This is a genomic window from Sphingopyxis sp. GW821-FHT12C06 (assembly GCF_058807415.1).
In genome coordinates, this window is record NZ_JBXAQR010000003.1 from 193,143 (window position 1) to 204,264 (window position 11,122).

An 11,122-nucleotide genomic window follows, 5' to 3' on the forward strand; every position below is an offset into this window, starting at 1 on the left:
GCCTTTGCCAAAGTGTTTCCGGGCCGAGAAAATTGAAGGCGACGTCGAGTAATCGACGTCTGGTTTTGCACTGATCTGTTTCAAAGCCGTCGTGCCGTTTCGTCCAAAATGGGGCATGGGAGTTGATCCGATTGGCGATGGCGAGCGTTTGGAAAATGATGAAATCGGTGCATTGACAGCCGTCCGATCGATGAGATTGGAGCGCAAGACGGGCTCGCTGCCTACGGAAGGTCGCGGCGGATGGTCGCCATGAACCTGCGCTGCCCGTGCGGAGCTTGATCGGCCGCATACCGGAAACGATGAGCCCCGCCGCGTAGCGCTCACTGATAGCGCAGCGTCTTCTCGAACCCTTCATTTGCCTTGGTCATTTTTGCCAGTTTCCGAAGCTGGCCGCGAACATGCCGCTGGAACCGCGTATCGTCATAGATGCCCGTCGCTTGATAATCTTCCTGGCCGATCAGCTCCTTGAGGCGCCCGGAAAACGCGGTCTGCTCATTCGTGCAATGCGCGGCTATCAGTGCACGGCAGACCCACTCCTCCGCGGCGGCCTTGTCATACTCGTCCTGTGCCTCGTACCCGCGCCTGTCTGCAGCCGCCTGATCCAGCTTCGAAGCCTCGGACCGGCGCTCCAGCCATTTTCGGACCTGCTCCCCATCCCACGCCTTTGACGGATTGTTCATCACTCTCTCCAAATCTTGTCAGCATTGCCCCAATAGATGAGATGAGGGCAGAAGCCAGAAGTCAGGTTCGATGCAGTCGGCAACCGCCGGCCAGCTATACGCCCGGAAGGCGCGCGCGGCGCTAAAAGGCGAAAAAGCTTACGCAATCTCTATGCGGTGCGCCGAAATCGATCTCGCAACGCTATGCGCCGCCTCCTACTTGATTGTTTGCACGCGGTAACGCGCAAGCATTCTCAACTTTGGCGGATCGGTTGGCACCGTTCGCGACAGCGTGAGGAGAGGAGCGCGAAGCCGATGCACACAGGCGCATTTGCGCCGGCATCAGGAGCAAGAAAAGTGTCAACGGTTACCGATCCGGAGCCCGACTCTCGCATTACGATCCTTAGCGTAGGGCAAGACGAGGCTGGCCATTGGCTGGTTCAGGAAAGCGGTGGTGGACTGGAAGGGCGGTTCATTTCCTTCGCCGCCGCCATGGGCTTTGCCCGTGCCGAGCGGCACGGATTTCCAGGAGCCTGCATCGCGGTCGCCACGACGCCGCTGGTCCCTCGGATATCTTTCGCTCCCGTGGCCCCATGGGAAACCGCATCCGGATATGCGCGCAGCCCTGCGCCTGCCCAATGGATAGCGGAGTCGCGGATATGAACCGGACATCATTGCGTTCGGCAGTGCGGTTCGCCCGGCAAGCCGCGTTCATCCGCGAGGTTCGTTCCATTGCACCGGTTGCGGTCACCGAAATCGACGATGATCGCTGGCCCGCTGTCGCCGAAGCACTGGCGCATCTTCATGCGACCGGGCGCCATAGCGTGCGCATCGTCGATGCCGATTGCGGATCGGGCGATCTGCTGCTCCATGCGGTGCGGCACGCCCGCGCGCTCGGCTTCACGGCGATCGAGGCCCGCGGGATCGATGCGATTCCGGCGCTGGTCGAGCGGGGGCGTTCGGCGGCGTCTGAACTGAGCGACCCGGCGATCGGCATCATATTCGATTCGCAGGATCTGGTCGCGACGCTCGCCGAAGAAGCCGAGTTCCCCGCCGACATCATATTATGGTGCGGCGAAGTCGGTTGCCGGACGCGGGTCGCGAAAGCGGTCGCGGCCGCGGGATATATCATCATCACCGGCCCGCCGTGTCGCCGGGCCCCGATGCAGGGCGTGGCGGCATGAACGCGCGCAACCGGGCATGGCGCGCTGGCGGACTGGCGCTGATGGGGGCGGGCTATGCCATTCCTCTGGGCGGTTATCTCGTCCCCGGCAGCGCGACCTATGAAGCGGTCACGGTCCTGATTGGCATGCCGCTTGCGATCGTCGGCGCACTCCTGCTGGTGCAGGGCGATCGCGTCTTCCGGATATTGCGCGTCGAGCGCAGCCGCCATCGCGATCTGGTGCTGGCGATCCGGGAGATCAGGGGACGGCGACGGGGGTCGCCGTCCTCGGGGGTCAGCGACCGGCGCTGACCCCCAAGCATTTACTCCCATTGCTGTTCGGCGCGTCGCCATTCCGCTGCCGCACCGCCTTCCTGTTTCGTGACGGAGTTCCCATGTCCCATTTCCACCATCACGTCGGCATCATGCACGCCGAGCAAGTGTCGCTGACCGAGATCGCCAAGACGGTCGGCACGCCGGCCTATGTCTATTCGGCCGCTGCATTCCGGGAATCAGCGCGATCCTTTCGGGACGGGCTGGCGGCGGTCGAACGCAAGCATCTGGCCTTCGCGGTGAAGGCCAATCCCAATCTTGCGGTTCTGCGCCTGCTCGCGGAAGAAGGCTATGGCGCCGACATTGTTTCGGGCGGCGAGATGATGCGCGCGCTGGCGGCTGGGATGGCGGCGGAGAGCATCATCTTTTCGGGCGTCGGCAAGACGCGCCGCGAACTCGACGCCGCGCTGGCCGCCGGAATCGGACAGTTCAACCTTGAACTGGAAGAGGAGGGGCTGATTCTCGCGGATCTCGCCCGCATGCGCGGCATTCGCGCACCGGCGGTGCTGCGGGTCAATCCGGACGTGGACGCCGGCACCCATGCCAAAATCTCCACCGGTCGCCGCGACAATAAATTTGGCGTCGGGTTGGACGATGCCGAGGCGATCTATGCCCGGCTGGCCCCGCGTGACGGCCTCGATCTGCGCGGTATCGCGATCCATATCGGCAGTCAGCTTGGCGATCTTGCCCCGCTGGAAGCAGCCTATCGGCGGGTTGGCGCGTTGATCGGGCGGCTTCGCGCGGCGGGGCATGTCATCACCCATGTCGATCTGGGCGGCGGACTCGGCATTCCCTATCGTACCGGCGATGTCTGCCCGACCCCGGCGGCCTATGGCGCGATGGTCGCCCGCGTCACGGCCGATTGGGACGTGATGCTGATGTTCGAGCCCGGCCGGTTCGTCGCGGGCGAGGCCGGGGTGCTGCTGACCGAAGTGCTGTGGGTGAAGCCCGGCGCCACCCACCCCTATGTCATCGTCGACGCGGCGATGAACGATCTTGCGCGCCCGGCGCTTTACGATGCCTTTCACGATTTCGTCGCGGTGCGCCGGCATGGGTGGCGGATGATCGCCAACATCGCGGGTCCGGTTTGCGAGAGCGGCGACACCTTCGCGATGGCGCGCGAGATCGACATTGTCGAACGCGGGGACCTGGCGGTGTTCCGGACGGCGGGTGCTTATGGTGCGACGATGGCATCGACCTATAATTGCCGCGCGTTGGTGCCGGAGGTTCTTGTCGATGGCGACCGGTTCGCGGTCGTTGCGGACCGGATTGCGCCCGAGGCGATGCTCGCAGCGCAACATTTTCCTGACTGGATGAAGCCGACACCAACCCTGCAAGCGGCTGCGTGAACCAGAGCGATCTTTTGCGGCGGCTGGACGGGATCGCGGCGCTCATGGCCGTCTGCGGTTGCCAGTAACGTCATCGCCTCAATATTGCCGGACCTGCGTCCTTGCTTCCCCGCTTCCAAGCCGGATTGGCGCCTTCAACGCCCTGCCGTGCGCTGCTCATGACTGTCCCATCTTCAGCCGCCATTGACAATTTCCATATTCGGCATTTATGTCTCAAGTGGAAAATATTTCCAATTTAGAAATTTTGTTTCGCGTCGATAGGCGGCGAAACCGGAAGAGGGGGCGTGTGCAGAATTCAGGTCCATGCGGGCTGTGGCACAGCCGCTTTGCCAAGAACAGCCAAGGGTTTCAGCCTGCCATTCCGCGGAGCGCAAAATGACGAAACTGACAGGCTGGCGGCGCGTTCGGCGCTGGGCGAAACGGATTCTGCTGGGACTTTTGGCGCTCATTCTCCTCGTGGTCGCTGTGGGCGCGATTTATGAAATGCTGGGACGCAGAAGCGCCCGGGCGAACTTTCCTGCGCCCGGAATGCTGGTCGATGTGGGTGGGCGCAAGATGCACATCGATTGCCGCGGCACCGGTTCCCCGACGGTGATCCTCGAATCGGGCCTCGGCACCGGGGGCTCGCTCGACTGGGCGCTTGTCCATGACGAGATTGCGGGCTTTACCCGTACCTGTGCTTACGACCGGGCCGGCATCATGTGGAGCGATCCCAAGAATACGCCGCAGGACGCCGCCGCGGTCGCCGACGATCTGCACAGGCTGCTGAAGGGCGCCGGGATATCCGGTCCGCTGGTGCTCGTCGGCCACTCGATCGGCGGTCCCTACACACGGACCTATGTTGGCAAATATGGCGACCAGGTCGCCGGGCTGGTGATGGTCGATCCGTCGCATCCCGATCAGGTCGCGCGGCTCGGGAAAGTGGTGGGCATAGATGTCCATCCGAAGCAGGCGTCGACACTGATGCATGCGGCGACGGCTTTGGGCTGGACGGGCATCGTCCGCTTCGTGGCCTCGCGTAGCGAAATGCCGAAACTTCGGACCGTGGCTGAAACCAAAAAGCTGGGCGATGCGACGATCAGGAAATTCGCTTACATGAGCTCGTCGGTGAAGGGCGGGACCTCCGAGCTCGATGGCTATGATCGCACACAGGTACAGGCGCGCGCGGTTCGCAGCTTCGGCAACCGGCCGCTGATCGTGCTGACCGCGATGGCGCCATTCAAGCCCGAGCAATTGACCGGGCTGGGATTGAAGCCGGAACAAGGTGCGCGCTTCAAGGAAGAATGGAAGGCGCTTCATGCCGAACAGGCCGCCTTCTCAACCCGCGGTCGCCAGCAGATCGTGCCCGACGCGACCCATTTTATCCAGGTCGATCGTCCCGAAGTGGTAACCGCTGCCGTTCGCGAGGTCGTCGATATGGTGAGCGCCGAAAAGGGAGCGAAACCATGACACTGAATACGCCGATGAGACATATCATTCTGTCTGCCGCGAGTTTTGCGCTGTTCGCCAGTCCGGCGTTGGCCCAAACAGTCGTTGAGATGCCCGTCGAGGCGTCCACAGCATCGCCGACGATCGCAGCGGCGCTCGAAGGGCTCGACGCCTATATCGAGGGCGCCCGGCAGGCATGGCAGATACCGGGTCTTTCCATCGCTATCGTCAAGGATGACAAGGTCGTCTATGCCAAGGGCTTCGGCGTCCGCGAGGAAGGCAAGCCGGGCAAAGTCGATGCCGACACGGTCTTCGCGATCGGATCTGCGACCAAGGCGTTCACCGCCGCAGCGCTCGGCATGCTGGTCGACGAGAAGAAGATCGCATGGGATGGCGCGGTACACGACTATATGCCGTCGTTCGAGCTTCACGATCCCTATGTCACCCGTCATGTGACGGTGCGCGACCTGCTGTCGCATCGTACCGGCGTCGTCACCAATGGTGGACTCTGGTACGGATCGGGATTCGACCGCAAGGAAATCATCCGGCGGCTGCGCTTCCAGACTGCAACGCTCGGTTTTCGCAACCAGTTCCAATATCAGAACGAGATGTTCATCGTCGCGGGCGAGGTCGTACCCGCGGTGACCGGTACCAGCTTTGACCGGTTCATCGCCGGCCGCATCTTTGAACCGCTCGGCATGCGTCGCACCAGCACCAGTATCTCCGCCCTCAAGGGACTGGCCAATGTCGCGACCCCGCATGCGCTGCTCGACGGCAAGGTGATACCGGTCGAATATCGCATGATCGACAATGTCGGCGGCGCCGGTGTGATCAATTCCAGTGCGCGCGACATGGCGCAGTGGGTGCGCCTGCAACTGGGCGGTGGTACGTTCGAGGGCAAGCAGCTGATCGCGCGCTCGACGCTGACCGAAATGCATAGCGGTCAGATCGTCCCGCGCGGAGGGGCCGACGCAACCTTCAAGTTTAGCGAATATGGTCTCGGCTGGGGCGTGCAGGAGTATCGCGGACAAAAGGTCGTCCAGCATTCCGGCGCGATTGACGGGATGCAGAGCATGGTCGGGATGATACCGGAAAGGAAGCTCGGGGTGGTCGTGCTGACCAACGGACTGCGGACAAAGCTGGCTGCGGCCGTCGAACTCCGCGTGCTGGATGCCTTCCTTGGTGGCGCCGTGATCGACCACAGCGCCGTCATGAAGCAGGCGAACGACGACGCGGTCCGGATCGCGCGTGAACGGGCAGCGGCCGCAGCGCCTACTGCGGCAATTGCACCCACCCGGCTGCCGCTCGATCGTTATGCCGGTACCTATTCGAGCGACTTGCTCGGTGAGGTCGCGATCACGTTGGCCGACGGCAAGCTCAGGCTCGCACGGCCACAGGCGACCGCAGTGCTCGACCATGATCGCAACGACATGTTCAAGGCGCAGTGGAATAGCCCGGGCCAAATGAGTCTTGGCGGCCAGACCCCGGTGGGTTTCACCTTCGCCCCGAATGGAGAGATATCCACTCTGGAACTCGGCGGCGACACATTTACACGCAAATAGACGTTCGCGAATGGCTACCGGTCCTATCCCGGATGACCGCTTCTAACCTCCCGCGCCAGCAACCCCGGTCAGGTGCTCCTGAACCGGGGTGTCGGGGTTCCTCCGATCATTTCGCCTTTGCTCACTGCTGTACGAGCTCGCTTGCCTGAACTGGCCGGGTTCGGGCAGCGTCAGGCTGGCGAAAGTTGCAGCCGAAATCGAAGCGCAGTGAGGCTTCATGATCGCCGCGTCGCCAGCTGAGTGCGCCCATTCCCTGGTCGGTGACCGCTCCAGCACATGGCAATTTGTGTACATCTTCGAGCGGGCGCAATATCGCGTGGATGCGTTCGAAGCCCTCCGGGCCGGCGTTGAACTTGCCGGCCATCTCGACGCGGATCGTCGAGCGGTAAGCGCCGCGCCCCGACCGGTTGATCCACCATTCGGTACGTCCGCCACTCCAGCCATTGCCGGTGCCGACGTAGGAAATCCGGTCGGGCGTCGCAGTAGGCGATGACTCCGGGCGAAGTTCTTGCGGATCGGCAAAGCCAGCCAATGTGATCGCAGCCAGAGACAAGCGTTTCCAGATCATTGAGAGAAGCGGCGGCGCTATCGCGCCGTGGCGCCTGCGAAATCATGCACAAACGTCCCCGGCTTGCGACTGTCGAACAGCGCCTGAAGTTCGCACATCACACTCTTCTGCTTCTTGCAATTCGCCTGCGCGGCCTCCTTCGCACGCTTGGCCGTGGTTTCTACAGTTGCGCTGTCGCCGTCGCCGTTCAGTCGATAGGCCTGGATAAATCCGTTGCCAGTCAGCGCGTTGCTTTCGCAGCGACGCGATGTCGCATCGCTGCACGCCTTGATCGCCGCCGCGGTCGCGGCATCGGCGCTGCGAAGGCCGGTCGCGACATAGAGTTTGGCGTTATATCCATCGGCGGCACCGCCATCGACCCACGCCGACGCGGCAAAATATTTGCGGACCGCGGGACCGGGGAAACGGCGGTTGGTGCTGGAGCGGATGGTCGCAAAAAGCTCGCAGGGCAGCAACTGCTTGGCCGAACACTCCGCCATCACCCGGTCGCGTTCCGCGCCGCCATCGCCGGTCCAACCCTTATAGAAATATCCGCTTCGGTCGCGGATGATCGCGATCGACGAATTCCACCATGCGCCGGCCGAGGTGCAGCCGCCGCCCATTGCCTTGTTGCACGCGTCGAGCGCGCCTTGTTCGGCGACATTATTGGCGCCGGTGTAGTTGCCGTCGACCCAGACGTCGGCGGCGTCGACATGCCAGGCGATGGCCGCATGGCTTTCACTGGGCGCCGAGGGCTGTGCAGGCGCCCCGCCGCCATCGTCGCGCACGCACAGCGGGGTCGGGGCGACGCCGGGACCACCGGGAACCATCCCGACCAGCCGTTCGCCCGGACCGGGTCCGTTACACGGATAATGTTGTGCCTGTGCCGTTGCCGGCCAAAAGCACCACGCCAGCCCGATCAGGAGGATTTGTCCGACCCGGTACAGATCGAAGTGACGCATCATCGTGGGCCCCAAAGAATTTGGCACCGGTCGCCCTCGGTAAAATAATCCTCGAGGACATCATTGCGGAAACCGAACGTCAGATCGCAGTGGAACTGATTCTCGCGTTTTTCAAAATAGCCCGTCTTGCCCACCTGTCCGACCTGGGCATCATAGGTTTCGCTGTGGGTCCGGCGATAGACCAGCGCCCGCAACGCGCCGCGGTTGCTGCTGCTTGCCGGAGCGCCAAATGCCGAAGTCACCTCCGCCTCGCTTTTACCGATCCATTCTTCCAGGGCAGGCGCCACCTCCTTCTCGCGCTTCAGCCGGTCCTTGCGGCGCGTTTGTGACGCTGCGATCGCGTCGGCATCGCGCTGGCTCTGCCCGGCGATCGCGCCCGCCTGCGCAACCAGCGCCTGCTTTTCCTTCATGATCTTTTCGACCTGGGCATTCTGATCCGCGATGGAGACGTCGCTGCTGTAGGCGGGCCGCTTTCCATCGGTCCATAATTTCTCCCACGCGACATCGACGACCTTGGGCAGGCTGATCGGCCCAAGGTAGATGAAATTGCGCGGATCATTGTTGGCCTCGCGCTCGCTGACGCGCTGGGAGGTCTTTTTCGGGCCCTTGTCGCAAGCGAAGGTGATGATCTGATGTTCGGTGACGTTGGCGGGCGCATGGTCGGCAACATCGGGGCCGCGGCGCAGCGCGCCGGTGCGTGGGCTGATCTGGACAAGATCGATGCGTACCGTCTTTTTGGTGCAATCGACATGGTAGTTGGCGGTCGACCAGTCGGGCTGCGAGGCGGCCTCGTAAATTGTCGCGGCCTCGACCTTGAAGCTCGTGTCGCTGTTGAATTCGGGGCTGATATAATCCTCGTCGATCACCGTGAAGGTGCGGTTCGGCCGGTCGCCGCCGGTATAGACGAGCCACTGGTTGGCGTGCGCGGGCGTTGCCATGCCAAGGATGACGGCCGCGGCGGCCAGTCCGGATCTTTTCAGGGACATCATGTGGGGAAGCGATGGCATATTGGCTCTCGTTGCTGGCGAGGAGGAACGACAGTGCCGGAATGGACACATGGTTCAACTTTCGCAGCGGGAAGAGGCATCCCGAAAGGGAATTTCGGCGATCCGCTGCATTCGGGCCTTTGGTGGAGCAAAAAATCTGCGAACGGCTTGAAATCGCCGCGAACGGCACTCGACTTGGCGGGGCAACATGCAAATAAGACATGGGATGAATGCCGACGGCCTCAGCGCGTTGCACGAAGACGCGGATTCGCGGACCGAGCTGCGCCGGATGACCCGACAGCTTGGGGCTGTCTACTGGTCTTCCGTTTTTCTGATCACCAGTCTTCTCTGGCATTTTGTCGGCGTCGACGCGTGGATATCGGCGCCGGGAAAGCTCGTCTGGATCGGCGCAAGCGTCGCCATCACCTTCGGCATTTCGGCACTGCTCCTTCGCTGGCGTCATTTGTCCTTCCTGCACAAGGCCGCATTGTGCTTTGCCCTCACATTGCTCTGCTCGCCTTTTTCCGCGAGCATCGATTTTCTCATCGCATCCTGGTATATGTGGCCAGCTAAACCGGCGTTCGCGCCGCGCGATTTTGTCTATAGCCTGATCGAAAACAGCTCCTTCTTCTTCGGTTGGGCATGCCTCTACGTCGCGATGCTCTACAGCCATGAGGTGCGCCAGCAGGAGCGACGGCTGGCCGCGATCCGCGAAGAGGCGCTGACGGCGCAGATGCGAGCGCTGCGCTATCAGATCAATCCGCATTTCCTGTTCAACACGTTCAACTCCATCGCGGCGTTGATCGAGGAAGGTATGCCAGACGAAGCCAAGCGAATGGTCGTCGTTTTGTCCGAATTCCTGCGGACGACGCTGACGCTGGATCCGTTCAGCGATGTGCGCCTGGACCGGGAAATCGCACTGCAACAGGACTATCTGGCGATCGAACGCGAACGTTTTTCCGACCGGCTGAACTTCGCATTCGATATTCCTGCTCCACTGTCCGGCGCACTCGTGCCCAGTTTGATTCTGCAGCCGCTCGTTGAAAATGCGATCAAACATGGTGTTGGGCAGGCCCGCGCACCTGTCGGGGTTCGGGTCGCTGCCAGGATGGTGGAACAGAAGCTGATATTGACGGTAATCAATGATGTGACGCCGGGTTGCGGAATGGCCGACCTTCCCTCCACGGGGATCGGGCTGGCCAATGTCGGGGAAAGACTGGTTGCCCGGTTCGGTGACCGCGGACGATGCAGCGCAGGCTATAATGGCAAGGGAGAGTGGGAGGCGATGATCGAAATGCCGCTACGCACCGAATGAGTGGCTTCTCGGTCCTGATCATCGAGGACGAGCCACTCGCGCGTGGCCGCATCCGGCGCGCCCTTGGAACAATGGCGGATGTCCATGTCGTGGGCGAGGCGGCGAATCTCGATGAGGCGGAAAGGCTGATCGATCGATTGCGCCCCGACATCATCACGCTCGACATTCAGATACCGGGCGGAACTGGCTTCGATCTTCTCGAACGGCTTGGTGCCGCGGCGCCGGCAACAATATTTGTGACCGCATTCGACCATCAGGCCCAGCGCGCTTTCGACGCCCATGCGATTGACTATGTGACCAAGCCGCTCGAGCCGGCCCGCTTGCAGGTAGCGGTCGCGCGCGCCTGTGCCCGACTGCGCGCCCGTTCGAACGAGGAGCGCATGGGCGAGCTTCAGGAAATGGTCCGGTCGCTGCGTCAGGCGCTCCGGCAGATCGAAAGCGCCGGACCGGATTTCTGGGTGCGATCGCGCGGCGACTATCGACGACTTTCCCTGCAGCACGTCACCCACATCATCGCCGAGCGCGATTATGTCCGCATTTTCAGCGACAGCGAAAGCCACCTGCATCAGGAAAGTCTGACATCGCTGGAGCAACGCCTTCCGCCCCGGCTTTTCATCCGTGTCCATCGCGGCGCGATTATCCGCCGGGACGCCATCGTTCGTTTGAAGACTGCGCAATTTTCGGCGCTGATCGCAGAGCTGGCCGGCGGCAGCGAGATACGCATCGGACGAACTTATGTGGCCAAAATACGCGCCGAACTGGCGCGCGACAGGTTTCCGGAATTGCGCTGAATGTCGGGAAGGGCGCCAGGACGAACGC

At 62.3% G+C, this 11,122-nt stretch carries 11 protein-coding genes; 7 read left to right on the plus strand and 4 right to left on the minus strand.

Annotation, left to right across the window (positions count from 1 at the left end):
• Positions 1-320 precede the first annotated feature (320 nt).
• On the minus strand, positions 321-680 hold the full coding sequence (locus AC1RRJ_RS09980; RefSeq protein ID WP_493122139.1) for a hypothetical protein: 360 nt from the start codon (positions 678-680) through the stop codon (positions 321-323).
• Between the two features lie 638 nt (positions 681-1,318).
• Here AC1RRJ_RS09980 and AC1RRJ_RS09985 point away from each other — a divergent pair.
• The 5 genes from AC1RRJ_RS09985 (at position 1,319) to AC1RRJ_RS10005 (ending at position 6,493) form a co-directional block, all read left to right on the plus strand.
• Entirely contained in the window at positions 1,319-1,843 is a 525-nt protein-coding gene (locus AC1RRJ_RS09985) for a class I SAM-dependent methyltransferase (RefSeq protein ID WP_493122141.1), read from the plus strand.
• Positions 1,840-2,133 (plus strand): hypothetical protein, encoded by a 294-nt coding sequence (locus tag AC1RRJ_RS09990; RefSeq protein WP_493122143.1) that lies wholly within the window; start codon positions 1,840-1,842, stop codon positions 2,131-2,133. The genes AC1RRJ_RS09985 and AC1RRJ_RS09990 overlap by 4 nt, the downstream gene beginning before the upstream one ends.
• Positions 2,134-2,216: 83 nt before the next feature.
• The gene (gene lysA / locus AC1RRJ_RS09995) at positions 2,217-3,503 is read left to right on the plus strand and encodes a diaminopimelate decarboxylase (RefSeq protein WP_493122146.1); all 1,287 of its coding nucleotides are present in this window, start codon (positions 2,217-2,219) and stop codon (positions 3,501-3,503) included.
• A 375-nt stretch (positions 3,504-3,878) separates the two neighbouring features.
• Positions 3,879-4,952: an alpha/beta fold hydrolase gene (locus tag AC1RRJ_RS10000; RefSeq protein ID WP_493122150.1), complete on the plus strand. Its 1,074-nt coding sequence runs from the start codon at positions 3,879-3,881 to the stop codon at positions 4,950-4,952.
• A complete protein-coding gene (locus tag AC1RRJ_RS10005; protein ID WP_493122152.1) occupies positions 4,949-6,493 on the plus strand; it encodes a serine hydrolase in 1,545 nt (514 codons plus the stop codon). The genes AC1RRJ_RS10000 and AC1RRJ_RS10005 overlap by 4 nt, the downstream gene beginning before the upstream one ends.
• A 121-nt stretch (positions 6,494-6,614) precedes the next feature.
• On the opposite strand, the gene AC1RRJ_RS10010 is transcribed toward AC1RRJ_RS10005, so the two are convergent.
• From AC1RRJ_RS10010 to AC1RRJ_RS10020, 3 genes are read right to left on the minus strand one after another with little or no spacing between them, the layout of a single operon-like run.
• A complete protein-coding gene (locus AC1RRJ_RS10010) occupies positions 6,615-7,061 on the minus strand; it encodes a hypothetical protein (protein WP_493122154.1) in 447 nt (148 codons plus the stop codon).
• Positions 7,062-7,078: 17 nt separating this feature from the next.
• A complete protein-coding gene (locus tag AC1RRJ_RS10015) occupies positions 7,079-8,005 on the minus strand; it encodes a DUF4189 domain-containing protein (protein WP_493122155.1) in 927 nt (308 codons plus the stop codon).
• Positions 8,002-8,991, minus strand: coding sequence for a hypothetical protein (locus AC1RRJ_RS10020; RefSeq protein ID WP_493122157.1), 990 nt, complete (start codon positions 8,989-8,991; stop codon positions 8,002-8,004). The genes AC1RRJ_RS10015 and AC1RRJ_RS10020 overlap by 4 nt, the downstream gene beginning before the upstream one ends.
• A 223-nt stretch (positions 8,992-9,214) precedes the next feature.
• On the opposite strand from AC1RRJ_RS10020, the gene AC1RRJ_RS10025 reads away from it, so the two are divergent.
• Together AC1RRJ_RS10025 and AC1RRJ_RS10030 are read left to right on the plus strand one after the other, a co-directional pair.
• Complete coding sequence (locus AC1RRJ_RS10025; RefSeq protein WP_493122160.1) at positions 9,215-10,303, plus strand: sensor histidine kinase; 1,089 nt, start codon at positions 9,215-9,217, stop codon at positions 10,301-10,303.
• Positions 10,300-11,094 carry a LytR/AlgR family response regulator transcription factor gene (locus AC1RRJ_RS10030; protein WP_493122162.1) on the plus strand — a complete coding sequence of 265 codons (795 nt, stop codon included), beginning with the start codon at positions 10,300-10,302 and terminating at the stop codon, positions 11,092-11,094. Before AC1RRJ_RS10025 ends, AC1RRJ_RS10030 begins: the two co-directional genes overlap by 4 nt.
• The last annotated feature ends 28 nt before the right edge of the window (positions 11,095-11,122 follow it).

Bases quoted from the DNA above. Each gene is read 5' to 3' on its own strand.
- AC1RRJ_RS10010 (WP_493122154.1), bottom strand. From the start codon at position 7,061: ATGATCTGGAAACGCTTGTCTCTGGCTGCGATCACATTGGCTGGCTTT.
- AC1RRJ_RS10005 (WP_493122152.1), top strand. From the start codon at position 4,949: ATGACACTGAATACGCCGATGAGACATATCATTCTGTCTGCCGCGAGT.
- AC1RRJ_RS10000 (WP_493122150.1), top strand. From the start codon at position 3,879: ATGACGAAACTGACAGGCTGGCGGCGCGTTCGGCGCTGGGCGAAACGG.
- AC1RRJ_RS09990 (WP_493122143.1), top strand. From the start codon at position 1,840: ATGAACGCGCGCAACCGGGCATGGCGCGCTGGCGGACTGGCGCTGATG.
- AC1RRJ_RS09980 (WP_493122139.1), bottom strand. From the start codon at position 680: ATGAACAATCCGTCAAAGGCGTGGGATGGGGAGCAGGTCCGAAAATGG.
- AC1RRJ_RS10025 (WP_493122160.1), top strand. From the start codon at position 9,215: ATGAATGCCGACGGCCTCAGCGCGTTGCACGAAGACGCGGATTCGCGG.
- lysA (WP_493122146.1), top strand. From the start codon at position 2,217: ATGTCCCATTTCCACCATCACGTCGGCATCATGCACGCCGAGCAAGTG.
- AC1RRJ_RS10030 (WP_493122162.1), top strand. From the start codon at position 10,300: ATGAGTGGCTTCTCGGTCCTGATCATCGAGGACGAGCCACTCGCGCGT.
- AC1RRJ_RS10020 (WP_493122157.1), bottom strand. From the start codon at position 8,991: ATGATGTCCCTGAAAAGATCCGGACTGGCCGCCGCGGCCGTCATCCTT.
- AC1RRJ_RS10015 (WP_493122155.1), bottom strand. From the start codon at position 8,005: ATGATGCGTCACTTCGATCTGTACCGGGTCGGACAAATCCTCCTGATC.
- AC1RRJ_RS09985 (WP_493122141.1), top strand. From the start codon at position 1,319: ATGAACCGGACATCATTGCGTTCGGCAGTGCGGTTCGCCCGGCAAGCC.